We start from the raw sequence: 25000 nt of genomic DNA on the forward strand, positions 1-25000 counted from the left end.
GAGCGGGCTCAGGCCGAGTGCCGGAAGCCGATCGTCGGCACCGCCCTGCGCAGCGGCCAGGGCCGGGCCTGCTCCTGGGGGACCAGCGCCGACAGGAAGGCGTACCGGCGCAGGGCGGCGGGGTCCTGGCGGTCCAGGGACCGCACTTCGTGCCACCACGCCGCGATCTCCGACCAGCCGGGCGCGGACAGCGAACCGCCGAACTCCTGGACGGACAGGGCCGCGGTCAGGCCCGCGAACGCCAACCGGTCGGCCAGCGGCCAGCCCGCGAGGGTGCCGGCGACGAAGCCGGCGACGAACACGTCCCCCGCCCCCGTGGGGTCCAGTGCCTCGACCGCGATCGCCGGGACCTCGGCCGTGCAGCCGGTGCGCCGGTCCACCGCGTAGGCGCCGTCCGCGCCGAGGGTGACGACGGCGAGCGGCACGTGTTCGGCCAGGGCGTGGGCGGCGGCCCTCGGGCAGTCGGCCCCGGTGTACCGCATCGCCTCCTCGGCGTTGGGCAGGAACGCCTCGCAGTGTTCGAGGTCGGCGAGCCCGGCGAGGTCCCACGCCCCGGTGTCGTCCCAGCCGACGTCGGCGAAGATGCGGGTGCCCCGGGCGGCGGCCTGGGCGATCCAGGGGGCCCGCCGGCCCGGCACCAGCGAGGCGACGGCGGCGCGGGCGCGGGGCGGGCAGTCGGGGGCCGGTTCCTCGGGGGGCGGCTCGTGGCCGTGCGAGACCATCGTGCGCTCGCCCTCGTAGGCCATGGACACGGTGACCGGGGAGTGCCAGCCGGGGACCGTGCGGGACTGTGCCAGGTCGATGCCCTCGCCCTGTTCCAGCGCGTCCCAGCAGTAGTCGCCGTAGTGGTCGTCCCCGAAGGCCGCCGCCAGCGCCGTGCGCAGGCCGAGGCGGGCGAGCGCGGTGGCCATGTTGGCCACGCCGCCCGGGCTGGACCCCATGCCCCGCGCCCAGGACTCGGTCCCGCGCACCGGTGCGGAGTCGAGCCCGGTGAAGATGATGTCGAGGAAGACCGTGCCCGTCAGGTAGACGTCCCAGGGCGGGTCGGCGGGTGTGCGCAGGGCGGCGAGGGGATCGACCTCGGCCTGGCAGTGCGGGCCCTGGGTGATGGGCGAGGGGCCCTTTCCGATGGGCCCCCGGGCGGCGGGGCTCCTGGCCGTCCTGGGGGCGGGATCCGGTGCGGCGGGGTCCTCTCCGGTCCCCGGGGGCGAGGCGGACGCGGTCACGATGCGCTCCCTGGCGTGGTGCGGATGCAGTCAGTCTGCACCACCGGGGTGGCGGAGGCCGCCCGTACCGCGGGACCCGTGGCGTCCCACGGCTCCCGGCGCGACCGCCGGCGCCGGCCGGGGCGGGCCGACGCCGCGTGGCCGCGGTCGCGCGGCCGGCGGTCGTCGAGCCGGCGCGGGTGCGGCGACCGGCGCCGTGCGCGGCCGGGTTGGATGCCCGGGCCGGCACGGGCGGTGCGGCGACGGTGCCGTGCTCGATCACCGGGCGCCCGGCGGGCACGCCCCTCCGGCGGCCGGTGCGGCGGAACGCCGCCGGGTTCCGGCGCGACCTCCTGCGCGGTCTCCGCGCGCGGGGCGCCGTCGGGTTCCGGGCGCGGGGGTTGTGCCCGGGGGAAGGCCCCGGCGGGCGGGTCGGGGGGCCGCCTGCGCGGGCGGGGGACTGCGCCCGCGAGCCTGAGGGAGGGGCAGCCGTGCCGCTCGGTGCCGGGGCGGCGACCGGCGGCAACCGCCCCCTCGCCGACAGAGAGACGCGCAATACCCGGTCTGGTGATCTTCAAACCCGACAGTGCGCCAGATCACACTCTTCGCGCTTCTTCTGGCATCGCGCGCTTGATACAAATTCCCCGCGCGTTCCTGTCCGTCGACGGCCTGCGCCTCTCTCCCCCTTCCGAGCCGCTTCTTTCGCATGCCCCGGGAACGCCCGTGTTCGCCCCTCGTACCACTTCCTGGCCACTCGTCGCCCTTTTCACGGCCGGATACCTCGCCCCCTACCTGCTGCCGACGATCGTCGGCCGGCTGGACGCCGGACTGCCGCTGACGGCCACCCAGGCCGGCGCGGTGGGCAGCACGCTGCTGCTGGCGTCGGCGGCCGCCGGGTTCCTCCTGGCGTCCCGGACGGAGCGGATCGGCGCACGTGCCGCCGCCCGCGCCGGGCTCGCGCTCGTCGCGCTCGGCTACGGCGGGGCCGCGCTGGCCCACGCCGTGCCCGCCGTCGTCGCGGGCGCCCTGGCGGGCGGCTTCGGCTCCGGGACGGTCACCGCCGTCGCCGCCGCCGGGATCGCCGCCCAGCGCGACCCGCACCGGGCGTCCGCGCTCGGACTGCTGTCGGTCTCCGCCGTGGCCGGTGCCGTGTATCTGGCGGTGCCGCACCTGGGGCCCGGGCACGGTCAGCCCCTCGCCGCGCTCGCGCTGGCAGCGCTCGCCGTGTGGCCGTCGACCGGCCGCCTCCCGGTGGGCCGGAGCACTGCTCCCGCCCGCCGGGAGGCGCGCCCCAGGCTCCCCCACCGGCGCCTCGGGCTCGCCCTGGCCGCCGCCCTGCCGTGCTGGTCCCTCGCCCAGAACGCGCTGTGGGGGGTCAGCGGCCGCATCGGCCTGTACCAGGCGCATCTGAGCGAGGCCGCCGTCGGTGCCGTCTTCGCCGTCGCGCTCGGCGCCGGACTGCTGGGAGTGCTGGGCGCGGGCGCGCTCGGAACGCGGTGGGGCCGGGCGGTGCCGATCGGGGCCGGCACGGCCCTGATCGCGGGCTGCGTCGCGCTCAGCGCGTCCGCCGCCGGCCTGCCGGCCTTCGCCACCGGCCAGATCGCCTGGAACGTCCTCTACCCGGTCGTGCTGTCGTACCTGATCGGACTCGCCTCGTGCCTCGACCCGCGCGGCCGGTGGGCGGTGCTCACCGGATCGGCCTCGTCGCTGGGCACGGCGGCGGGGCCGCTCGCCGGCAGTGCTCTGGCCGCGCAGGCGGGCTTCCCGGCCATGGGGGCACTTCTCGCGGCCGGGCTGCTCGTGGTCGCCCTCCCGCTGACCGCCGTGGCCCTCCACGGCCCGGGCCGGGTGGCGGTGCCGCGCACGGCGGGGGCGTCCCGCTCCCGGCTCCTGGGGCCGCACCGCCGCGGAAACGTTTCGGCGGCGGTGGCCGGCTCCACCGGCAGCCCGGTGGTGGAGATCCCGGTGGAGACGCCCGCGCCCCGCGACTACGACACGGCCGCCGCCTGATCCCCGCCGGGCCCCGAGGGCCCCTCGGGGCCCGGCGGAGGCGGGACTCAGAACGTGTACGCCTCCACTTCGGCGAGATACCGGGCCCGCCGCTCCTCGTCGTCCTCCAGGAAGGAGGCGAGGAAGGAGTTGCGGGCCAGCTCGCGCAACCGGTCCTCGGTGAGGTGGAGGGTGTCGCGCACCGCGTCGAAGGTGTCACCGGCGTAGCCGCCGAAGTAGGCGGGGTCGTCGGAGTTGACCGTGCACAGCAGGCCCGCGTCGAGCAGGGTGGGCAGGGGATGGTCGGCGAGGGTGTCCACCGCGTGCAGGCGCACGTTGGACAGCGGGCACAACGTCAGCGGGACCCGCTCGCGCACCAGCCGCTCGACCAGCGCCGGGTCCTCCAGGCACCGCAGGCCGTGGTCCACGCGCTCGACCCCGAGGACGTCCAGGGCCTCGGTGATGTACGCGGGCGGGCCCTCCTCGCCGGCGTGCGCCACACGGCGCAGTCCGAGCGCGGCGGCCGCCTCGTACACCTCGCGGAACTTCGCCGGCGGATGCCCGGCCTCGGCCGAGTCCAGCCCGACCCCGGTGATGCGGTCCAGGTGGGGCCGGGCCGCGCGGAGGGTCTCCATCGCCGACTCTGCGGACTCGTCGCGCAGGAAGCACAGGATCAGCCGGGTGGACACGCCGTGGTTCCGCTCGCTGTCGCCCAGCGCCCGCCACAGCCCCTCGACGACGGTGCCGATCCCCACGCCGCGGCGGGCGTGCGCCTGCGGGTCGAAGAAGATCTCCGCGTGCCGCACCCCCTGCGCGGCGGCCCGCCCGAGGTAGGCCTCGGCGAGATCGGCGAAGTCCTGCTCGGTGCGCAGGACGGACATCAGCTCGTAGTACAGGTCCAGGAAGGACTGGAGGCCCTGGAACCGGTATGCCGCGCGGAGTTCCTCGGTGTCGGCGTACGGCAGGCTCACGCCGTTGCGGGCGGCCAGTTCGAAGGCCAGCTCCGGCTCCAGCGTGCCTTCGATATGGAGGTGAAGTTCAGCTTTCGGGAGGGGCATCAAAGAATCCTACGGGCGTTTCACCGACGTTTCGGAACCGGTATCCGCAGCAGATCGTGCGCCACGGTCACGTCGCCCTCGAAACCGGCGGCCCGGGCCTGCCGCTCGAACTCGTCCGGGTCCGTGTAGCGCTGGCTGAAGTGGGTGAGCACCAGGTGCCGCACGCCCGCCTCCCGTGCCGCTGCCGCCGCCTGCCCGGCGGTGAGGTGCCCGAACTCCTCGGCGAGTTCGGCGTCCTCGTCGAGGAACGTCGACTCGATGACGAGCATGTCGCAGCCCTCGGCCAGTTCGTGCACACCGTCGCACAGTCGGGTGTCCATGACGAACGCGAACCGCTGTCCGCGCCGGACCTCGCTGACCTCCTCCAACGTGACACCGTTCAGCCGGCCCTCGCGCTGGATGCGGCCGACGTCCGGTCCCGCGATGCCGTGCGCGGCGAGCCGGTCGGGCAGCATACGGCGCCCGTCGGGCTCGGTGAGCCGGTAGCCGTAGGACTCGACGGGGTGGGAGAGGCGGCTGGCCGTGAGGGTGTACGCGTCGGTCCGGGCGATCACGCCGTCCGCGGCGATCGGGGCCTCGTCGATCCGGACCGTCTCGCGGTAGGCGGTGGCGTACCGCAGCCGCTCGAAGAAGCGCCGTCCGGAGAGCGGGTAGTGGGCGGTGACCGGGTGCGGGACCTTGTCGAGGTTGATGCGCTGGACGACACCGGCAAGGCCGAGCGAGTGGTCGCCGTGGAAGTGCGTGACGCAGATCCGGTCGACGTCGTGGGCGGCGACCCCGGCCCGCAGCATCTGCCGCTGGGTACCCTCACCGGGGTCGAACAGGAAGCCCTCGCCGTCCCAGCGCAGCAGGTAGCCGTTGTGGTTGCGGTGCCGGGTCGGGACCTGGCTGGCGGTGCCGAGGACCACGAGCTCGCGTACGGACACGACGCCTACCCGGGAGGCCAGTTGAGGCCACGGCCGCCGAGGACGTGGGCGTGCGCGTGCCAGACGGTCTGCCCCGCGCCGCTGCCGGTGTTGAAGACGGTGCGGTAGCTGTCCAGCTTGTCCTCGTCGGCGACCGCCGCGCTCTCGCGCAGCACGTCCGCGGCGAGCTCGGGGGCGTGGGCGGCGAGCTCGGCGGCGTCGCGGTAGTGCGCCTTGGGGATCACCAGGACGTGGGTGGGTGCCTGGGGGTTGATGTCCCGGAAGGCGACCGTCGTCTCCGTCTCGCGCACGATCGTCGCGGGAATGGTGCCTGCGACGATCTTGCAGAACAGGCAGTCGTCCTGTGGCTCGCCCGCCATGCGGGTGCCTCCTCACGCGGGATGGATCTCTGACGGGTGCATCGTATCGGCCGCCGCCCGCCGGCCGGCCGAGCCGGTCACGGCAGCGCGGGCGGCACCTTCGCCGGGCGTTCCTCCAGCGCTGCCAGCGCCAGCCGCACGGCCTCGTCCAGTTGCGCGTCCCGCCCCGCGGCATAGTCCTGGGGCCGCTGGGCGACCTCCACATCGGGGTCCACTCCGTGGTTCTCCACGCCCCACTGGACGCCCTCCAGCCAGATGGCGTACTTGGGCTGGGTCACCAGCGTGCCGTCGACCAGCCGGTACCGGCTGTCGATGCCGATGACGCCGCCCCAGGTCCGCGTGCCGACGACCGGGCCCAGCCCGAGCGCCTTGATCGCCGCGTTGACGATGTCGCCGTCGGAGCCGGAGAACTCGTTGGCGACGGCGACGACCGGCCCGCGGGGCGCGTCCTGCGGATAGCTGAAGGGGCGCATGCCGCGCGGCACGTCCCAGCCGACGATCCGCCGGGCCAGCTTCTCGACGACGAGCTGCGAGGTGTGGCCGCCGCGGTTCTCGCGGACGTCGACGACCAGCCCCTCACGGGCCACCTCCACCCGCAGGTCGCGGTGGATCTGCGCCCACCCGGGCGCCTGCATGTCGGGGACGTGCAGATAGCCGAGCCGGCCGCCGGACGTCTCGTGCACATAGGCCCGGCGGTCGGCGACCCACGCGTGGTAGCGCAGCGGTTCCTCGTCGGCGACCGGCACGACCACGGCGTAGCGGACCTCGCCGCCACCGGACGGCGAGACGGTCAGCTCGATCGGCTTGCCCGCCGTGCCGACCAGCAGCGGCCCGGGCCCGGTCACCGGGTCGACGGGCCGACCGCCGACGGCGACGATCGCGTCGCCCGGCCGCACCGCGACGCCCGGCGCGGCGAGCGGGGAGCGGGCGTCGGGGTCGGAGGTCTCCGCGGGCAGGATCCGGTCGATGCGCCAGTGGCCGTCCTCGTGCCGGGAGATGTCGGCGCCGAGCAGCCCCTGCCGGGGTCCGTTGCCGGTGCTGCCGCGCGGGATGACGTAGGCGTGCGAGGTGCCGAGTTCGCCCTGCACCTCCCACAGCAGGTCGACGAGGTCGTCGTGGGTGGCGACGCGCGCCAGCACCGGCCGGTAGCGGTCGAGGACGCCGTTCCAGTCGACGCCGCCCATGTCGGCGCGCCAGAAGTTGTCCCGCATGATCCGGCCGGTCTCCTCGAACATCTGCCGCCACTCGGCGGCCGGGTCGAGGTGGTGGCGGACGCGGCCGAGGTCGACGGTGATGTTGGTGTCGCTGTCCTCGTCGCCGGAGGCCCGCCGGTCGCTGGGGACGACCTTCAGCCGGTCGTCGGCCCACAGCAGCAGCCGCTTGCCGTCGCCGCTGACCTCGAAGTGGTCCGCGTCGGCGGCGAGATGCTCGATGCGCTGCTGGAGGAGGTCGTAGCGCTCCAGCTCGGTCTTGGGGTCGGGGTCCTGCGGGGTGGCCCGGGAGGAGCCCAGCACGCCGCGCACCGGGTGCCGCAGCCACAGCACGCCGTCCTTGGCGGCCCGCAGGTTGGAGTAGCGGGCGGCCTCCACCGGGAACGGCACGATGCGGTCGGCGAGTTGCTCCAGGTCGATCCGGGTGGCCGGGGTGCCCTCGCCGTCCGCGTTCTCGTCCTTGTCGGGCGACTCGAAGGGCCGCCCGTGCCGCTGCGGACCGAACGGCGACGGGGTCGTCGCGGCGAGGGTGATCAGGTACGGCCGGGACGTCTCGACGAACGCCAGGTCGAAGACGTGCTCGTCGTAGACCGGGTCGAAGGACCGCGAGGACAGGAAGGCGAGGTGCTTGCCGTCGAGGGTGAACGCGGGCGCGTAGTCGTGGAACCGCAGTGGGGTCGCCTCGGTGACCGACAGGTCGGTGGTGTTGGCGAGCTTGAGCTGGCTGAGCGGACGCGGGCCCGGGTGCGCCCAGGCCAGCCACCCGGAGTCGGGCGAGAAGGTCAGCCCGGAGGCGTCGCCGTCCTCGCTGCGGTCGACCTCCCGCACTTCCCCGCTCTCCCGCTCGACGAGCAGGACGCGCCCGTCGTGGCTGGCGACGGCGGCCCGACTGCCGTCCGGTGCCATGGCCAGGTCGAGGACCCGCCCGAGCCGGCCGGCGGCGATCCGGCGGGGGGTGGCGCCGGGGCCGAGCCCGGCGGCGGGCGCGAACTCCAGCGCGTCGTCGCCCTCGGCGTCGGTCACCCACACCACCCACTCCTCGCCCTCGGCGCGGAAGGCGCGGGGCCGGCGGGCGCGTACGCCGGGCTGGGCGGCAAGCGCCCGGGCCGGTCCCGACCGGTGGGTGACCCAGTGGACGCCGCCGCGCACGCACACGGCGCTGCCGCGGGCGGTGTGGTCGGGCGACGCCGAGGAGAACCAGCGGGCGGCGGCGACCGGGTAGGGCTGCTGGTCGACGCGCGGCCCGCCCAGCCGGACGTCGAGGCGGCGCGGCTCGGCGCCGTCGAGGTCGTCGAGGATCCACAGCTCACCGGCGGACGCGTAGACGACACGGCTCCCGTCGCCGGAGGCCTGGCGGGCGTAGAAGCCGTCGAGCGGGGTGTGTCGCCGCAGGTCGGACCCGTCGGCCAGGGACGAGTACAGCGCTCCGGTGCCCTCGTGATCGGACAGGAAGGCGATCCGCTCGCCCACCCACACCGGGCATTCGAGGTTCCCGTCGAGTTCCTCGTGCAGGCGGGCGAACTCCCCCTCGCCCTCCCGGTCGATCCACAGCTTGCCCGCCGTGCCGCCCCGGTAGCGCTTCCAGTGGGCGGCCTCACGGCCGCCTGCGGACAGCAGGACGGTGTGCGGGCCGTGGGCGACGTCGCCCACGAGGCCGTACGGCAGCCGCTCGGCCGGTCCACCGTCCAGCGGCACGGCGTGCGCCCAGGTGCGGCGCAGACTGGTCTGGCCGTGGGTGGTGAGGGCGAGGACCCGGCCGTCCGGCGTCCAGCCGCGCACCTGGGTGCGCCAGCTGCCCCAGTGGGTCAGCCTCCTGGCGGGGCCGCCGTCGACCGGCGCGACGTGCACCTCGGGGGCGCCGTCGCGGGTGGACGTCCAGGCGAGGGTGGTGCCGTCGGGTGAGATGCGCGGCAGGGTCACGGCCACGTTGTCGGCACTGACCCGCCAGGCCCGTCCGCCGTCGACGGGCGCGAGCCAGACGTCGTCCTCGGCGGTGAAGGCGACCAACTCGCCGTGGAGATGGGGAAACCTGAGGTAGGACGCGGGCGACTGTGTCACACGATCACCCTATGCAGCGCGGACGGCCCTGCACAGGGGAACGGATCACTTCCCCTCCACGGGACGGCACTGCGGGTCCTGCTGGCACCAGACGGTCCGGGTGACGGTCACCGTCACCGTGGGCCGCCCCGGCTGCCCGCCGCCGGGCGGCGGACCGACCGGCGAGGGCGTCGTGTCGCACGTGCCGAGCCCGCCGACGTGGAACACCTGCTTGCCGCCGACCTTCGCGACGAGGTCCCCGCGCACGCAGGATCCGGAGACGGCCCGGGTGACCTTGCCGGTGACGGTGATGTCCCGGCCGTCGTCGGTCCTGCCCTCGCAGTCGACGGTGGCGACGGTGGCGGTGCCCGCCGAGGGCGTGGCGCCGTGGGAGCCGTAGCCGGCCGAGCAGTTCAGCCAGCGCACGCCGGTGTGCTGCCGCTCCAGCTCCGCCGTCGCGGTCCGATCGGTGGTGTACGCGACGGTCGCGGCGCTGACCGCGCCCGGATCGCACGCCGCGGCGCCGCCGAGGGCCACCACGGCGAACCCCGCCGCGGCGGCGGCCCGCGCGACGCGCCGCCGCCGAATGCGCCTGAATGCCGCCATGGAGGGCAGCCTGCCACCGACCGGGCCACCGGGGGTAGAGGGCGTACGGCCCTCCGCACAGGCCGCCCGCCGGGCCGACGCCCACCGCAACGGCCCTTGCCGTGGGGCTTCTTGAGGCGGCGTGGGTGGTGCCGTGGCGGGCGGAGGGCGACGTCAGCCGCGCAGCAGCAGCCACTGCTGCAGCTCGACCAGGTTGCCCTCGGGGTCCTTCAGGTGGGCGATCCGCATCCGGTCGGTCATGGGGGCCGGCCCGTGCAGCAGGACGGCCCCGCGGGCGGTGATCTCCGCACAGTACGCGTCCAGGTCGTCGACGCGCAGCACCACCAGTGAGCGGTGCCCGTTCGCCCGGTCGCCGAGCTCGCCGAGCACGGCGGCCATCATCGCCCGGTCCTGCAGGGCGATCCCGGCGGATCCCGTCGCGGGGCTGAACTTCTCGTACGGTCCCTCGCTCGCCCCGGACTGCGGTTTGAGGCCGAGCACCTCGGCGTAGAAGCGGTAACAGGCGGCGAAGTCGGTGACCAGCAGGCGGACTTGAGCGAGTTCCACGGTTGCCTTCCCCCGGTGTGTCAGTCCCAGCGGCCGGTACGGCCGAGGATCAGCGCGGCGGCGGCCGTACCGGCCGTCGACGTGCGCAACACGCTACGCCCCAGCCGGTACGGCAGCGCGCCGGCCTCCTCGAACAGCGCCAACTCCTCGGGGGCGACGCCCCCTTCCGGCCCGACGACGAGCACGATCGAGCCGTGCTCGGGCAGCGCCGCGGAGGCGAGCGGCCGGTCGCCGCTCTCGTGGAGGACGGCGGCGAAGTCCGCCTCGGCGAGCAGCGCGGCGACCTGCCGGGTGCCCGCCGCGTCCGCGACCTCGGGGAAGCGGACCCTGCGGGACTGCTTGCCCGCCTCGCGTGCGGTGGAGCGCCACTTGCCGAGCGCCTTGAGCCCGCGCTCGCCCTTCCACTGCGTGATGCAGCGGGCGGCGGCCCACGGCACGACCGCGTCGACGCCGACCTCGGTCATCGTCTCGACCGCCAGCTCGCCCCGGTCCCCCTTGGGCAGCGCCTGCACGACGGTGAGGCGGGGGGACGCCTGCGGCTCCTCGCGCACCGCGCCGAGATCGACGACGAGCCGGTCCTTGCCCTCGGCCGCGGTGACCTCGCCCTCGGCCCAGCGTCCCGCCCCGTCGGTCAGCACCACGACCTCCCCCGGCCGCAGCCGCTTCACGGAGACGGCGTGCCGGCCCTCGGGCCCGTCCAGCACGAACCCGCGACCGGCCCCGTCGGGCAGCCGGTCGGCGACGAACACCGGCGCGGTCATCTCAGACTCCCCTCGACAACGCTGTCCGGGCGGCGGCGAGTTCGTCCGCCAGGACGTCCACGAGCTGCCCGGCCGGCAGCTCCCGGGCCATGCGGTGGCCCTGTCCCGCCCACAGCGCCATGCCCTGCGCGTCGCGGGCCTTGGCGGCGGCCCTCCTGATCGGCGAGGTCAGGTGGTGGACCTCCGGGTAGGCGGCCGGCGCGTACGGGCCGTGCTCGCGCAGGAACCGGTTCACCAGTCCGCGGGCCGGGCGGCCGGAGAACGCCCGCGTCAACTCCGTGCGGACGAACAGCGGGTTGGTCAGCGCCTGCTTGTGCACGGCGGGCGCGCCGGACTCGGGCGTCACGAGGAACGCGGTGCCGAGCTGGGCGGCACTCGCGCCCGCGGCCAGCACGGCGGCGATCTGGCTGCCGCGCATGATGCCGCCGGTGGCGACGAGGGGGATGCTCACGGTCTCGCGGACCTGGGCGATCAGGGACAGCAGGCCGATACCGCCGGCGTCCGCCTCGGGGTCGTCGCGGTGGGCGCCCTGGGGACCGCCGGCCTCGACGCCCTGCACGATCACCGCGTCGGCCCCGGCCCGCTGCACGGCGAGGGCCTCCTCCGCCGTGGTGGCGGTGACGAGGGTGAAGGTGCCGGCCCGGCGCAGCGACTCCAGCGCTCCGGGGCTGGGGACGCCGAAGTGGAACGAGACGACCGGCACGGGGTTGTCCAGCAGCACCGCGAGTTTGGCGTCGTAGCCGTCGTCGCGTCCGGTCTCGGGGTCGCCGAGCTCGGTCTCGTACCAGCCGGCCTCACCGGCCAGCTGCTGGGCGTAGAGCTCGACCGTCCCGGACTCGGCGTACTCGGGCTGCGGCATGAACAGGTTCACGCCGAAGGGGCGGCCGGTCAGGCTCCGCAGCTGCTTGATCTCCTGGTACATGCCGTCGGCGGTCTTGTGGCCGGCGGCGAGGAAGCCGAGCCCGCCCGCCTCGCAGACCGCGGCGACGAGCTGAGGAACAGAGACGCCGCCCGCCATGGGGGCCTGCACGATCGGATGGGGGAAAAGATCGGTCAGTGCGGAGGACATGAGCGCATGGTGTCACGTGCGGCGAACAAGTCCGAAACCGGCCGTCCTTTGTCATAGGACACCGGAATGGGCCCCGTGACGGACAGGGGAACGGGCCGGGATCTCGGGCTGTGGAGCGGCCCGGGACCGGCGCCGAGGGGCGAGGGCGCGGGCACGGGAGCGGTGCCGAACCCGGGGGCGAGCGGCGAAACGGGCGCGGAACGGACCGGGGCACGGGCACCGGTGGCCGGTGCCCGTGCCCCTTCGTCCTCGTCACCGCGGGCGGCGGGCGCCCGCATCCGGGCCGGCGCCGCCCGCGTGCGGGTCAGCGCCCGTTGAACGCGTCCTTCAGCCGGGAGAACAGCCCCTGCTGACCTGGCTGGAACTGCCCCGTGGGCCGCTCCTCACCCCGCAGTTTCGCCAGCTCGCGCAGCAGCCGCTCCTGCTCCGGGTCGAGCTTGTTGGGGGTCTGCACCTCGACGTGGACGATCAGGTCGCCCCGGCCGCCGCCGCGCAGATGGGTCACACCCCGGTTGTGCAGCGGGATGGACTGACCCGACTGGGTGCCGGGCCGGATGTCGACCTCCTCCAGCCCGTCGAGCGTCTCCAGCGGCACCTTGGTGCCGAGCGACGCCGCGGTCATCGGGATCGTCACCGTGCAGTGCAGATCGTCGCCGCGGCGCTGGAACACCGCGTGCGGCAACTCGTGGATCTCGACGTACAGATCACCGGCGGGGCCGCCGCCCGGGCCCACCTCGCCCTCGCCCGCGAGCTGGATCCGCGTGCCGTTGTCGACACCGGCCGGGATCTTCACGGTCAGCGTCCGCCGCGACCGCACCCGTCCGTCGCCGGCGCACTCCGGGCACGGCGTGGGCACCACGGTGCCGAAGCCCTGGCACTGCGGGCACGGCCGCGAGGTCATGACCTGGCCCAGGAAGGACCGGGTGACCTGGGAGACCTCGCCTCGGCCGCGGCACATGTCGCAGGTCTGGGGGGAGGTGCCCGGTGCCGCGCCCTCCCCGCTGCAGGTCGAGCAGACGATCGCCGTGTCGACCTGAATGTCCTTGGTGGTGCCGAAGGCGGCCTCGTCCAGCTCGATCTCGATGCGGATCATCGCATCCTGGCCGCGCCGGGTCCGCGAGCGCGGGCCCCGCTGGGACGCCGTGCCGAAGAAGGCGTCCATGATGTCGGAGAAGTTGCCGAAGCCGCCGGCCCCGAAGCCGCCCGCACCGGCACCGCCGGCCTGCGAGAGCGGATCGCCGCCGAGGTCGTAGACCTGCTTCTTCTGCGGGTCCGACAACACCTCGTAGGCGGCGTTGATCTCCTTGAACCGCTCCTGGGTCTTCGGATCCGGATTGACGTCCGGGTGCAGCTCGCGCGCGAGCCGCCGGAAGGCCTTCTTGATCTCTTCCTGCGACGCATCGCGGCGCACGCCGAGTACGGCGTAGTAGTCCGTGGCCACTTACGACTCCGCCAGGATCTGTCCGACGTACCGTGCCACTGCGCGTACCGCTCCCATCGTTCCCGGGTAGTCCATGCGGGTCGGTCCGACCACGCCGAGCTTGGCAACCGCCTCGCCGCCCGAACCGTAACCGACCGACACGACGGACGTGGAGTTGAGTCCTTCGTGGGCGTTCTCGTGACCGATACGGACGGTCACGCCCGGATCCTGGGCCTCGCCGAGCAGCTTCAGGAGGACGACCTGCTCCTCCAGTGCCTCCAGCACGGGCCGGATCGTGAGGGGGAAGTCATGTGCGAAGCGGGTGAGATTGGCGGTGCCGCCGATCATCAACCGCTCCTCGTTCTCCTCGACGAGCGTCTCCAGCAGGGTGGAGAGCACTGTGCAAACCGTACCTCGGTCCTCGGCCTCGAAGCCGTCCGGCAGGTCCTCCACCAGTCTCGGCACGTCGGTGAACCTGCGGCCCGCGACCCTGCTGTTGAGCCGGGCTCTGAGGTCCGCCAGGGACGCCTCGCCGAACGGCACCGGGCAGTCGACCACCCGCTGCTCGACCCGCCCGGTGTCGGTGATCAGCACCAGCATCACCCGCGCGGGGGCGAGTGCCAGCAGTTCGACGTGCCGCACGGTCGACCGGGTCAGGGACGGGTACTGCACGACGGCGACCTGCCGGGTGAGCTGCGCGAGCAGCCGCACCGTGCGGGCCACGACGTCGTCGAGGTCGACGGCGCCCTCCAGGAAGTTCTGGATGGCGCGGCGCTCCGGCGGGCTCATCGGCTTGACGCCGGCGAGCTTGTCGACGAACAGCCGGTAGCCCTTGTCGGTGGGGATGCGCCCGGCACTTGTGTGCGGCTGGGCGATGAACCCCTCCTCCTCCAGGGCCGCCATGTCGTTGCGGACCGTGGCCGGAGAGACGCCGAGGCTGTGCCGCTCGGTCAGCGCCTTGGAGCCCACCGGCTCCTCGGTGCCCACGTAGTCCTGGACGATGGCGCGCAGCACCTGGAGCCTGCGTTCACTCAGCACCGCGCTCACCTCCACAAGTCCGTGTCCCGACGACATGTCCGCCACTGGGTCTGCCACCGCCTGGCACTCTGTGTGCCCGAGTGCCAGACTTCCCCGGCCCAGTGTACGGCGGTGGGGTGCACCGCGGGCAAGGTCGGTCCTCCCGCGCACGGTCGTGGGGCCCGGTCCGCGGAGAACCTTTCCGGTCACAGCACTAGCGTCGCGGTATGACGGTGACTTGGGAAGAGCTGGAGTGGGAGCGGCTGGCCACGGGGGTCGGCCGGTGCCGGCTGCCGGTGTGGGACTGCACGACGGGGCTGGTGGTGGGCGGCGGGACGGCGCTGCTGATCGACGCCGGGGCGAGCATCGCGGAGGGCGCCCGGCTGCGCGCGCAGGCGGAGAGGCTGGCCGGGCACCGTGTGACCCATCTCGCGCTCACCCACCCCCACTTCGATCACGTGTTCGGTGCGGCGGCGTTCGCGGGCGCCGAGGTCTACGGCGCGGTCGGTGCGGACACGCTGCTGGCCCGTGCCCGGAACCGCGAGGAGTTGCGCGCGGACGCCGTGCGCAACGGCCTGGACGCCCCCGCGGCGCAGGAGGCCGTGGACGCGCTGGCGCCGGTGGGGCACGTGGTCTCGGGCGAATGGACGCTCGACCTGGGCGGCGGCCGGCAGGTGCTGCTGGCCAACGTGGGCCCCGGACACACGGCGCACGATCTGGCCGTGCTCGTCCCCGGCGACCCGGAGGTGGTCTTCTGCGGCGACCTGGTCGAGGAATCGGGTGAGCCGCAGGCCGGCCCGGACGCGGTGCCGTCCCGCTGGCCCGACGCCCTGGACCGCCTTCTGTCGCTCGGCGGCGAGGACGCGGTGTACGTGCCCGGTCACGGCGCGGTGGTCGACGCCGTGTTCGTACGCGGGCAGCGGGACGCACTGGCGGCCCGCTTCGGCGTGTCGCGGTGATCGTGGCCGCCGCGGCCCGCCACTTCTCCTATCGTCGTGCGAATGCGCCAGTACTCCGCCGACCTGACCCCGCCGTGGAAGAAGCCGAAGCAGGTTGCCGAGGTCCCGGCGGAGCCCGGCCTGGTGGTGGAGGAGCCCGGCACCGGGTTCTGCGGCGCGGTGATCCGCTGCGAGGCGGGCACGGTCACCCTGGAGGACCGCTTCGGCAAGCACCGGGTGTTCCCGCTGCGGCCACGGGGCTTCCTGCTGGAGGGGCGGGTGGTCACACTCGTGCGGCCGTCGTCCGCCACACCGGCGCGCCCCTCCCGCACCGCTTCTGGGTCGGTCGCCGTGCCCGCCGCCCGGGCGCGCGTGGCCCGGGCGGGACGGATCTACGTGGAGGGGCGGCACGACGCCGAGCTGGTCGAGAAGGTGTGGGGCGACGACCTGCGCATCGAGGGCGTGGTGGTGGAGTACCTGGAGGGCGTCGACGACCTGCCGTCGGTCGTGGAGGCCTTCGCCCCCGGTCCGGACGCCCGTCTGGGCGTCCTGGTGGACCATCTCGTCCCCGGCACGAAGGAGTGGCGCATCGCCGAGTCGGTGACCGGTGAGCACGCCCTGGTCGTGGGGCACCCCTACGTCGACGTCTGGCAGGCCGTGAAGCCGTCGTCCCTGGGCATCCCGGCGTGGCCGGCGGTCCCGCACGGCCAGGACTGGAAGACGGGGGTGTGCCGGGCGCTGGGCTGGCCGGCGGAGAACACCGGGGCGGTGTGGCAGGCGATCCTGAAGCGGGTGGGGTCGTACAAGGACCTGGAGCCCGAGCTGCTGGGGTGCGTCGAGCGTCTCATCGACCACGTGACCGCGCCCTGAGGCCCGTCCTGTACCGGCGGGGGCCCGGAACCGGTGGACGGGCTCCCGCGGCGCGGAGCGGCCGTCCGGGGGGGGCGGGACCGGCTCCCCTCCGGCCGTCAGGACGGCTCCCGCGGGCCCGGAGAGGCCCACCGGCCGCCCCCTCGCTCTCGGGCCGGCCGGCCGTCCCCGTCCACGGGGGCGGGTGCTCAGTCCACCAGGTCCCTGACGACGGCGTCCGCCAGCAGCCGCCCGCGCAGGGTGAGCACGGCCCGCCCGTCCTGATAGGGGCCACCCTCCAGCAGGCCGTCCGCCAGCGCGCGCCGGGACGCCGCGAGGCCCGCCTCCCGCAGCAGCTCCAGCGGCACGCCCTCCCGCAGTCGCAGCTCCAGCAGGATGCGCTCGACCCGCCGGTCCTCGTCCGACAGGACCTCGCGCCCGGCGCCCGGTGAGCGGCCGGAGGCGAGGGCCGCCGCGTACGCCCCCGGGTGCTTGACGTTCCACCAGCGCACCCCCCCGACGTGGCTGTGCGCCCCCGGGCCCGCGCCCCACCAGTCGGCGCCGCGCCAGTACAGCTCGTTGTGCAGGCAGCGGCCGTCCGGGGAAGTGGCCCAGTTGGACACCTCGTACCAGGTGTAGCCCGCCGTCGACAGGGTGTCCTCGGCGATCAGGTAGCGGTCGGCGTGCGCGTCGTCGTCGGTGGCCGGGATCTCGCCGCGGCGGATGCGGCGGGCGAGCTGGGTGCCCTCCTCGACGATCAGGGCGTACGCGCTGACGTGGTCGGGCCCGGCGCCGATCGCGGCGTCGAGGGAGGCCCTCCAGTCGTCGTCGCTCTCCCCCGGCGTTCCGTAGATCAGGTCCAGGTTGACGTGCTCGAAGCCCGCCGCCCTCGCCTCCGCGACACAGGCCTCGGGGCGGCCCGGGGTGTGAGTGCGGTCCAGCACCTGCAGGACGTGGCGCCGGGCGCTCTGCATGCCGAAGGAGATCCGGTTGAAGCCGCCCTCGCGCAGGGCGGAGAGGTAGGCCGGGTCCACGGACTCCGGGTTGGCCTCCGTCGTGACCTCCGCGTCCGGGGCCAGCCCGAACTCGTCCCGGATCGCCCCGAGCATCCGCACGAGGTCGTCCGCGGCCAGCAGGGTGGGTGTGCCGCCGCCGACGAACACCGTGCGGACCGGCCGGGGGTCGTCGCCGAGCGTCCTGCGGGCCAGGCGGATCTCGTCGGTGAGGGTCGCCGCGTAGTTGTCGCGGGAAGCCAGCACGCCTCCGGTGCCGCGCAGCTCCGTCGCCGTGTAGGTGTTGAAGTCGCAGTAGCCGCAGCGGGTCGCGCAGTAGGGAACGTGCAGGTAGAAGCCGAGCGGGCGGTCCGCGGCCCCGGCGAGCGCGTGCGGGGGCAGCGCGCCGTCGTCGGGGACGGGCTCGCCGTCGGGGAGTGCGGAAGGCATGGTGCCCATTGTCCCGCAGGCCCGCTGCTACTCGGCCTGGAGCACGAGCAGCGCCAGGTCGTCCCCCGGCGGCTGCCCGCCGAACTCGTGCACCAGCCGCCGGATCCGCTCGGCGATCAGCTCGGCGCTGAGGCCGGCACATCCGGCGAGGGCGCCCGCCAGTCCGTCGCCGTCGTCGAACTGGCGGGAACCCGACCGGCGCTCGGTGACGCCGTCGGTGACGCACAGCAGGGTGTCGCCGGGGCGCAGCTCGACCGTCTCGCTGCGGTAGGTCTCGTCCTCGACGACGCCGAGCAGCGTCTGCGGTCGGGCGGCCGTGCGCACACCCCCGTCGGGGCCGAGGATCAGCGGCAGCGGATGCCCGGCGGAGGCCAGGGTGCAGCGGACGCCGCCGTCGAAGGGCGCCAGCTCGCCGTAGAGCAGGGAGAGGAATCGGTTCTGGGGCCCGTCACCTGGGTCGACAGGTCCGGTGAACGCGCGGGCGGCGGCGTCCGCGGCCTCGGTGGCGTCGTCCAGGAGGAGCTGGTTGAGCCGGTCCAGGACGTCGGCGACGCCGTAGCCCTCGCGGGCCAGCAGCCGCAGCCAGGGCCGGGCGAGTCCGATGACGACGGCAGCCTCGGGGCCCTTGCCCTGGACGTCGCCGACGGCGAAGCACCAGCGGCCGTCGCCGGCCGGGAAGAGGTCGTAGAAGTCACCGCTGGGCCCGCCGACGTCGCACGGCTCGTGGACCAGCGCGCTGCGCAGTCCCGGGATCTCGGCGACGGCCCCCGGGAGCAGCCCGCGCTGGAGCACGGCGCTGATGGTGGCCTGCCGGGCGTACTGGCGGGCGGCGCCGATGGCGAGCGCGACGCGGCGGCTGAGGTCCTCCACCAGCCCCGTGATCTCGTCGGGGAAGTGCAGCGCGTCCGTCCGTCCGATGACGAGCGTGCCCAGGGGCCGTCCCCCGGCGACGAGCCGGTAGGCGAGGGCCACGCCCGGGCCCTGCCGGTCCCGGGGCGCTGCGGCCCGACCGTCCGGTACCGCGCGAGCGGCACCGCGGCCGTCGCGGAAAGCGGGACCGTGTGACGCCGCGACGGCGGGGACGGTGCCCGGGCCGGGCCCGTCCGCAGCAGCCGGCCCCTGGCCGTCGGGCCACCCGGGTACGGCAGGGGCGCCGCCCAGGCCTGCGGCCCCGGCAGCATGACCGTTACGCCCCGCGCGAGCAGCGCCCCCGCCGTCCGGGCCTGCGGCACCGCCGACACGACCGTCGCGGTCCGCGGACTCGGGACACCGGTCGTCCCGGCCTGCGGGGCGCGCACCGTGATCGTCGGCAGGGGCGGGGACCGCGGCCCGCGTCGGACGAGCCGCCCCGTTGACCGCCTCCGGATGCCCGGCCCGGCCGGGGAGCAGGCGCGTCCCGTTGCCCCTCGGGACCAGGACGGCGGCCGGCCACGGGTAGGGGACGGGGCCGCAGCGCAGGACGTCGGGCGGGCAGGGCGGGTCCGCCGCCAGGACACGGCGCAGGTCCTCGACGAGGTTCTCGTCGGTGTGCCAGACACGGGCGAGCCGCGGCACGACACCGACGGAGCCGTCGCCCCACCGGCCGCGCCCGGTGACCTCGTCCTCCAGCCACACCGCGCACCAGTCGGCGAGCCTCGGCACGACGAGCTGGCCGGTGAGGGCGGCGACGAGGTCCTCGTCGAGCTGCCCGGCCAGCAGATCGGAGGCCTCGGCCAGAAAGGACAGCGCGCCGCGCCCCAGCCACTCCCGGTCCCTTTCCCCGGATCCGGGCTCGGGCGCGAGGACCCCGGCGACGTGCAGGGCGGTGTCGACGGCGGGCCCGACGGCGACGGGGTGAGGGGTGTCGTCCCGGCGGACGAGGGCCTCGGCGGTCAGCCGCGCCCAGACCGTCTTGGCATCGCGGCAGTAGGTGATGCCCCAGGAATCGGCGAGCGCGGAGACCAGGCGCAGCCCGCGCCCGTGCTCGGGGGGCTCGGGCGTGGCCCGGACGGCCTCGCCGTCGCGCGGGGCACGCGAGGGGTGCTGGTCGGAGACCTCGACGACGACGTGGCCGGACGGCTCCAGACGGCACAGCAGCCGCACGTCGGTGCCGGCATGGACGACGGCGTTGGTGACGAGTTCGCTGACGACGAGTATCGCGTCCTCGACGAGGCGGTCACTCAGGTGCCGTGCGCCGGGCGGACCGAGTTCGGCCCACTCGTGCAGCGCGGCGCGCACCAGGTCGCGCGCTGCGCCTGGCGCGAGGGAGCTCCCGGGCAGGGTGGCGTGCCTCCGCGCCCCCTCGGCCGGGCCGCCGGCAGGCGCACCTCCCGACCGGGCATCGGTCTCCCGCTGCGTCGGCACGGCCCCCATCGGCAACTCCCCGAACTGTTCGGACGGACGCTTTCGGTCGATGCCGCCAGGGTGACAGAACGAGCGGGGTCATAAGCGCCGAGTTACCGAACTGGGCCGCCATGGGTGACAACCGTGCTCCGCGCATGCTCGAAGCCGAACACATCAGGGGCCGAATTCGAGCATATGAACGTCGCGGGCGTACATGCGTCCGGGCGAGCAGCCGGCCCGCGAGGCAGGCGAGCAGGCGAACAGGCCGGGGTGGTGCGAGCAGGCGGGCGGAGCCGCGCCGTCCCGGGGCCGGGCGGCCGACGGGGGCTGCCGCGAGCGGGCGCGGGGCCGGCCGCCGGACTGACTCCGCGTCCGTCGGCCGGCCCCGGCGAGGGCGCGTCAGGCCTCGCGCGTCCCCGCGTACATCTCGTCGATCAGGTGGCGGTACTCCCGCTCCACCACCGGCCGCTTCAGCTTCAGGCTCGGCGTGATCTCCCCGTGCTCCACGTCGAGGTCCCGGGGGAGCAGCCGGAACTTCTTGATCGTCTGCCAGCGCTGCAGACCCTCGTTGAGCCGGTCGACGTGGCCCTGGACGAGAGCGACCGTCTCGGGCGCGGCGACGACCTCGGCGTACGACCTGCCCTCCAGCCCGTGCTCCTTCGCCCAGTCGAGGATCGCGACCTCGTCGAGCGCGATGAGCGCCGTGCAGAAGTTCCGGTCGGCGCCGTGGACGAGGATGTTGGAGACGTACGGGCACACCGCCTTGAACTGGCCCTCCACCTCGGCGGGCGCGATGTACTTGCCACCGGAGGTCTTGATGAGGTCCTTCTTGCGGTCGGTGATGCGCAGATAGCCGTCCGCGGACAGCTCGCCGATGTCGCCGGTGTGGAACCAGCCGTCGCTCTCCAGCACCTCGGCGGTCTTCTCGGGCAGCTGGTGGTAGCCCTGCATGATGCCGGGGCCGCGCAGCAGGATCTCGCCGTCGTCGGCGATGCGGACCTCCGTGCCGGGCAGCGGCTTGCCGACGGTGCCGGTGCGGTAGGCCTCGCCCGGGTTGACGAAGGACGCCGCCGACGACTCCGTCAGGCCGTAGCCCTCCAGGATGTGGATGCCGGCGCCGGAGAAGAAGTAGCCGATCTCGGGGGCGAGGGCGGCCGAGCCGGAGATGCAGGCGCGCAGGTTGCCGCCGAACGCCTCGCGGATCTTGGCGTAGACGAGCACGTCGGCGACCTTGTGCTGGGCGGCGAGGCCGAAGGGCGCCGTGCGGTTGCCGGTGCGGCGGAAGTTGTCCTGGGTGACCTTGGCGTACTCACGGGCGATGTCGGCGGCCCACTGGAAGATCTTGTACTTTGCGCCTCCTCCGGCCCTCGCCTTGGCGGCGACGCCGTTGTACACCTTCTCGAAGATGCGGGGCACGGCCGCCATGTAGGTCGGCTGGACGACGGGCAGGTTCTCGATGATCTTGTCGACGCGGCCGTCCACGGCCGTGACGTGGCCGACCTCGATCTGGCCGGAGGTGAGGACCTTGCCGAAGACGTGCGCGAGGGGCAGCCACAGATACTGCACGTCCTCGCCGCTGACCAGCCCGGTCGCGGCGATCGCCTTGGCCATGTACGACCAGTTGTCGTGCGGCAGGCGCACGCCCTTGGGGCGCCCGGTGGTGCCGGAGGTGTAGATGAGGGTCGCGAGCTGATCCCGGGTGATCTCGCCGACCCGCTCCCTGATCAGGTCGGGGTCCTTCTCCAGGCGGGCGGCGCCGCGCCGCTCCAGCTCGTCGAGGCCGATGACCCAGTCGCCGGTCTCGACCCCCGTCGCGTCGATGACGACGACGTGCGTGAGCCGGGGCAGTTCGTCGCGCTTCTCGACCGCCTTGGCGACCTGCGCGGCGTCCTCGGCGATCAGCACGTGGCTCTCGGAGTCGGAAAGGATGTACGCGGACTCCTCGGCGTTGGTCTGCGGGTAGATCGTCGTGGTGGCGGCACCCGCGCACATGATGCCGAGGTCGGCGAGGATCCACTCGATGCGGGTGGAGGAGGCGAGCGCCACGCGCTGCTCCGGCTGGACGCCCAGCTCGATCAGGCCGGCGGCGATGGCGTAGACCCGTTCGGCCGCCTCCGCCCAGCTCAGCGACTTCCACTCGTCTGGGCCCTCCCCGGCGGCCTGGGGCACCGGGTAGCGGTAGGCCTCGGCGTCCGGCGTGGCTGCCACGCGGTCCAGGAAGAGGCCCGCAACGGACGGCGGCCGGTTCTCGATCAGTGTCTGTGCGTCGGTCACGACATCCTCCGGGGCCCGCGGCAGTGCGGCTGGCTCAGTGCGGCTGGTTCCTACCCGCGAAACGTTGTTTAACTCACGAGTAACTATCGAGCAGGCATCAGGGTAAGGGGCAACCGGCCGGTGCGTAAGGGGCCGCGCCCCTTCACTTCGCGCGGCGGACCGCTCGGGTGAGCGCGGGGGCCCGTCGCGCAGACGCACGACGGGCCCCCGGCGCCGCTCCGACCGGGCGGCGGGATGTGTCCGGCGGCTACTTCTTGCCCTTGGCAGGTCCCGCGCTGTCGTCGCTGGAGAGCACGGCGATGAAGGCCTCCTGCGGGACCTCCACGGAACCGACCATCTTCATCCGCTTCTTGCCCTCCTTCTGCTTCTCCAGCAGCTTGCGCTTGCGGGAGATGTCGCCGCCGTAGCACTTGGCGAGGACGTCCTTGCGGATCGCGCGGATGGTCTCGCGGGCGATCACCCGTGAGCCGATGGCGGCCTGGACGGGCACCTCGAAGTTCTGCCGCGGGATGAGCTCCCTCAGCTTGGCCACGAGCCGCACGCCGTACGCGTACGCCTGGTCCTTGTGGGTGATCGCCGAGAAGGCGTCGACCTTGTCGCCGTGCAGCAGGATGTCGACCTTGACCAGGCTGGAGGACTGCTCGCCCGTGGGCTCGTAGTCCAGCGACGCGTATCCGCGGGTCTTGGACTTCAGCTGGTCGAAGAAGTCGAAGACGATCTCGGCGAGGGGCAGTGTGTAACGGATCTCGACACGGTCCTCGGAGAGGTAGTCCATGCCCAGCATGGTGCCGCGCCGGGTCTGGCACAGCTCCATGATCGCGCCGATGAACTCGGAGGGCGCGAGGACGGTCGCCCGGACCACCGGCTCGTACACCTCGTCGATCTTCCCCTCGGGGAACTCGCTCGGGTTGGTGACGGTGTGCTCGACGCCGTCCTCCATGATCACCCGGTAGACGACGTTCGGCGCCGTGGCGATGAGGTCGAGGCCGAACTCGCGCTCCAGCCGCTCACGGATCACGTCCAGGTGGAGCAGGCCGAGGAAACCGACGCGGAAGCCGAAGCCGAGCGCGGCGGAGGTCTCCGGCTCGTAGACCAGCGCGGCGTCGTTGAGCTGCAGCTTGTCGAGGGCGTCACGCAGCTCGGGGTAGTCGGAGCCGTCCAGCGGGTACAGGCCGGAGAAGACCATCGGCTTGGGGTCCTTGTAACCGCCGAGCGCCTCCTGCGCCCCCTTGGCCTGGCTGGTGATGGTGTCACCGACCTTGGACTGGCGGACGTCCTTCACGCCGGTGATCAGGTAACCCACCTCGCCGACGCCGAGGCCGTCCGCCGGGAGCATCTCCGGCGAGTTGACGCCGATCTCCAGCAGTTCGTGCGTGGCGCCGGTGGACATCATCCTGATGCGCTCGCGCTTGTTGAGCTTGCCGTCGACGACCCGGACGTAGGTCACGACACCGCGGTAGGAGTCGTAGACGGAGTCGAAGATCATCGCGCGGGCGGGGGCGTCGGCGACGCCGACGGGCGCCGGGATCTCCGCGACGGCCTTGTCGAGCAGCGCCTCGACACCGAGGCCCGTCTTGGCGGAGACCCTCAGGACGTCGTCCGGCTCGCAGCCGACCAGGTTGGCCAGCTCCTCGGCGAACTTCTCGGGCTGCGCCGCCGGCAGGTCGATCTTGTTCAGCACGGGGATGATCGTGAGGTCGTTCTCCATCGCCAGGTAGAGGTTGGCGAGGGTCTGCGCCTCGATGCCCTGGGCGGCGTCGACGAGGAGGATGGTCCCCTCGCACGCGGCGAGGGACCGGGAGACCTCATAGGTGAAGTCGACGTGCCCCGGGGTGTCGATCATGTTGAGGATGTGCGTGTTGCCGGGATCGTGGGTGGGGGCCCACGGCAGACGCACCGCCTGGGACTTGATCGTGATGCCGCGCTCGCGCTCGATGTCCATCCGGTCGAGGTACTGAGCACGCATCTGCCGCTGCTCGACCACTCCGGTCAGCTGGAGCATCCGGTCGGCGAGTGTGGACTTGCCGTGGTCGATGTGCGCGATGATGCAGAAATTGCGGATCAGAGCCGGGTCGGTACGGCTTGGCTCGGGCACGTGTTTCGGGGTCGCGGGCACGCAGGGTCCTGATTCTTGAGGTCTCCGCCGGGTGACGGTCTCGGGTCGGATCGATACGTAGCTTCCATGGTCCCACGGGCGGGGCGCGGCGACCGGTTTGGGCCACTCCGAGGGCCGCTGGTAGTGTAGGGGGCCGTGTCTCATGCCCTCTCAGCGCGAGGCACGTCTTCAAGAAATCACCTGGTACGGGTCCCCGACTCCGTTCGCGGAATCGCCCTGGAGCCGTGCCTGAACCTGAAAAGGCTCATTCGTGGCGAACATCAAGTCCCAGATCAAGCGGATCAAGACCAACGAGAAGGCTCGGCTGCGCAACAAGGCCGTCAAGTCCTCCCTGAAGACCGCGATCCGCAAGGCTCGCGAGGCCGCCGCCGCGGGTGACGTCGAGAAGGCCAACGAGCTGCAGCGCGTCGCCGCGCGTCAGCTGGACAAGGCCGTCTCCAAGGGCGTCATCCACAAGAACCAGGCCGCCAACAAGAAGTCGGCGCTGGCTCAGAAGGTCGCGTCCCTCAAGGGCTGACCCTTTGATGTGATCGCCGGAGGGAACCGAGCGGGCCCTCTCTCATCCGCTCCCGTCCGGCACTCCGAGTCCGTTCGCGGCCTGCGTTCGCCACGCGGGAACGGACTCAAAGGTTTCGACCGAAGGCCCCGGTCCCCCGCTCTTCCCCAGAGCGGGCACCGGGGCCTTCGGCCTGCCCGGCGAGGCGGCCCGGCTGCCCGGTCCCGTCCGACGGCTTCCGGCTTCCGGCTTCCGGCTTCCGGCTTCCGGCTTCCGGCTTCCGGCTTCCGGCTTCCGGCTTCCGGCTTCCGGCTTCCGGCTTCCGGCTTCCGGCTTCCGGCTTCCGGCTTCCGGCTTCC

At 73.7% G+C, this 25000-nt stretch carries 19 protein-coding genes; 4 read left to right on the forward strand and 15 right to left on the reverse strand.

Annotation, left to right across the window (positions count from 1 at the left end):
* Window positions 1-8: 8 nt before the first annotated feature.
* Window positions 9-1130 (reverse strand): carbohydrate kinase family protein, encoded by a 1122-nt coding sequence (locus tag JS756_RS30050; RefSeq protein WP_307791230.1) that lies wholly within the window; start codon window positions 1128-1130, stop codon window positions 9-11.
* 798 nt (window positions 1131-1928) lie between these two features.
* On the opposite strand from JS756_RS30050, the gene JS756_RS30055 reads away from it, so the two are divergent.
* Window positions 1929-3215, forward strand: coding sequence for an MFS transporter (locus tag JS756_RS30055; protein WP_205386409.1), 1287 nt, complete (start codon window positions 1929-1931; stop codon window positions 3213-3215).
* A gap of 47 nt (window positions 3216-3262) precedes the next feature.
* On the opposite strand, the gene JS756_RS30060 is transcribed toward JS756_RS30055, so the two are convergent.
* The 10 genes from JS756_RS30060 to hrcA form a co-directional block, all read right to left on the reverse strand.
* Window positions 3263-4252, reverse strand: coding sequence for an adenosine deaminase (locus tag JS756_RS30060; protein ID WP_205386410.1), 990 nt, complete (start codon window positions 4250-4252; stop codon window positions 3263-3265).
* A 20-nt stretch (window positions 4253-4272) separates the two neighbouring features.
* Complete coding sequence (locus JS756_RS30065) at window positions 4273-5178, reverse strand: ribonuclease Z (RefSeq protein WP_205386411.1); 906 nt, start codon at window positions 5176-5178, stop codon at window positions 4273-4275.
* A 5-nt stretch (window positions 5179-5183) separates the two neighbouring features.
* Window positions 5184-5537 carry a histidine triad nucleotide-binding protein gene (locus JS756_RS30070; RefSeq protein ID WP_205386412.1) on the reverse strand — a complete coding sequence of 118 codons (354 nt, stop codon included), beginning with the start codon at window positions 5535-5537 and terminating at the stop codon, window positions 5184-5186.
* A 77-nt stretch (window positions 5538-5614) separates the two neighbouring features.
* Window positions 5615-8806 (reverse strand): S41 family peptidase, encoded by a 3192-nt coding sequence (locus JS756_RS30075; protein ID WP_205386413.1) that lies wholly within the window; start codon window positions 8804-8806, stop codon window positions 5615-5617.
* A 45-nt stretch (window positions 8807-8851) separates the two neighbouring features.
* A complete protein-coding gene (locus JS756_RS30080) occupies window positions 8852-9391 on the reverse strand; it encodes a hypothetical protein (protein WP_205386414.1) in 540 nt (179 codons plus the stop codon).
* A 153-nt stretch (window positions 9392-9544) separates the two neighbouring features.
* Window positions 9545-9937, reverse strand: a complete 393-nt coding sequence (locus JS756_RS30085; RefSeq protein ID WP_205386415.1) for a VOC family protein — start codon at window positions 9935-9937, stop codon at window positions 9545-9547.
* A gap of 20 nt (window positions 9938-9957) precedes the next feature.
* Window positions 9958-10698, reverse strand: coding sequence for a 16S rRNA (uracil(1498)-N(3))-methyltransferase (locus JS756_RS30090; protein ID WP_205386416.1), 741 nt, complete (start codon window positions 10696-10698; stop codon window positions 9958-9960).
* A 1-nt stretch (window position 10699) separates the two neighbouring features.
* Window positions 10700-11767, reverse strand: a complete 1068-nt coding sequence (locus JS756_RS30095; RefSeq protein WP_205386417.1) for a nitronate monooxygenase — start codon at window positions 11765-11767, stop codon at window positions 10700-10702.
* A 304-nt stretch (window positions 11768-12071) separates the two neighbouring features.
* Complete coding sequence (gene dnaJ / locus JS756_RS30100) at window positions 12072-13208, reverse strand: molecular chaperone DnaJ (protein ID WP_205386418.1); 1137 nt, start codon at window positions 13206-13208, stop codon at window positions 12072-12074.
* Window positions 13209-14225, reverse strand: coding sequence for a heat-inducible transcriptional repressor HrcA (gene hrcA / locus JS756_RS30105; protein ID WP_205386431.1), 1017 nt, complete (start codon window positions 14223-14225; stop codon window positions 13209-13211).
* A gap of 206 nt (window positions 14226-14431) precedes the next feature.
* On the opposite strand from hrcA, the gene JS756_RS30110 reads away from it, so the two are divergent.
* Window positions 14432-15163, forward strand: a complete 732-nt coding sequence (locus JS756_RS30110; RefSeq protein ID WP_205386419.1) for an MBL fold metallo-hydrolase — start codon at window positions 14432-14434, stop codon at window positions 15161-15163.
* Between the two features lie 42 nt (window positions 15164-15205).
* The gene (locus JS756_RS30115) at window positions 15206-16012 is read left to right on the forward strand and encodes a DUF3097 domain-containing protein (protein WP_205386420.1); all 807 of its coding nucleotides are present in this window, start codon (window positions 15206-15208) and stop codon (window positions 16010-16012) included.
* 188 nt (window positions 16013-16200) lie between these two features.
* On the opposite strand, the gene hemW is transcribed toward JS756_RS30115, so the two are convergent.
* The 4 genes from hemW to lepA form a co-directional block, all read right to left on the reverse strand.
* Window positions 16201-17433: a radical SAM family heme chaperone HemW gene (gene hemW / locus JS756_RS30120; RefSeq protein ID WP_205386421.1), complete on the reverse strand. Its 1233-nt coding sequence runs from the start codon at window positions 17431-17433 to the stop codon at window positions 16201-16203.
* Between the two features lie 27 nt (window positions 17434-17460).
* Complete coding sequence (locus JS756_RS30125; RefSeq protein WP_205386422.1) at window positions 17461-19785, reverse strand: ATP-binding SpoIIE family protein phosphatase; 2325 nt, start codon at window positions 19783-19785, stop codon at window positions 17461-17463.
* Window positions 19786-20154: 369 nt separating this feature from the next.
* Window positions 20155-22029 carry an AMP-dependent synthetase/ligase gene (locus JS756_RS30130; RefSeq protein WP_205386423.1) on the reverse strand — a complete coding sequence of 625 codons (1875 nt, stop codon included), beginning with the start codon at window positions 22027-22029 and terminating at the stop codon, window positions 20155-20157.
* A gap of 247 nt (window positions 22030-22276) precedes the next feature.
* Window positions 22277-24145: a translation elongation factor 4 gene (gene lepA / locus JS756_RS30135; protein ID WP_205386424.1), complete on the reverse strand. Its 1869-nt coding sequence runs from the start codon at window positions 24143-24145 to the stop codon at window positions 22277-22279.
* Window positions 24146-24395: 250 nt separating this feature from the next.
* On the opposite strand from lepA, the gene rpsT reads away from it, so the two are divergent.
* Window positions 24396-24662 (forward strand): 30S ribosomal protein S20, encoded by a 267-nt coding sequence (gene rpsT / locus JS756_RS30140; RefSeq protein ID WP_205386425.1) that lies wholly within the window; start codon window positions 24396-24398, stop codon window positions 24660-24662.
* Window positions 24663-25000: the final 338 nt, after the last annotated feature.

The sequence above is a fragment of the Streptomyces actuosus genome, from assembly GCF_016921115.1.
GTDB classification, from domain to species: Bacteria; Actinomycetota; Actinomycetes; order Streptomycetales; family Streptomycetaceae; genus Streptomyces; species Streptomyces actuosus_A.

What these genes read in the sequence shown, in the direction of transcription:
- JS756_RS30070 (WP_205386412.1), bottom strand. Translation starts at nt 5,537, where the DNA reads ATGGCGGGCGAGCCACAGGACGACTGCCTGTTCTGCAAGATCGTCGCA.
- JS756_RS30095 (WP_205386417.1), bottom strand. Translation starts at nt 11,767, where the DNA reads ATGTCCTCCGCACTGACCGATCTTTTCCCCCATCCGATCGTGCAGGCC.
- JS756_RS30090 (WP_205386416.1), bottom strand. Translation starts at nt 10,698, where the DNA reads ATGACCGCGCCGGTGTTCGTCGCCGACCGGCTGCCCGACGGGGCCGGT.
- JS756_RS30080 (WP_205386414.1), bottom strand. Translation starts at nt 9,391, where the DNA reads ATGGCGGCATTCAGGCGCATTCGGCGGCGGCGCGTCGCGCGGGCCGCC.
- JS756_RS30110 (WP_205386419.1), top strand. Translation starts at nt 14,432, where the DNA reads ATGACGGTGACTTGGGAAGAGCTGGAGTGGGAGCGGCTGGCCACGGGG.
- hemW (WP_205386421.1), bottom strand. Translation starts at nt 17,433, where the DNA reads ATGCCTTCCGCACTCCCCGACGGCGAGCCCGTCCCCGACGACGGCGCG.
- JS756_RS30125 (WP_205386422.1), bottom strand. Translation starts at nt 19,785, where the DNA reads ATGGGGGCCGTGCCGACGCAGCGGGAGACCGATGCCCGGTCGGGAGGT.
- JS756_RS30115 (WP_205386420.1), top strand. Translation starts at nt 15,206, where the DNA reads ATGCGCCAGTACTCCGCCGACCTGACCCCGCCGTGGAAGAAGCCGAAG.
- JS756_RS30060 (WP_205386410.1), bottom strand. Translation starts at nt 4,252, where the DNA reads ATGCCCCTCCCGAAAGCTGAACTTCACCTCCATATCGAAGGCACGCTG.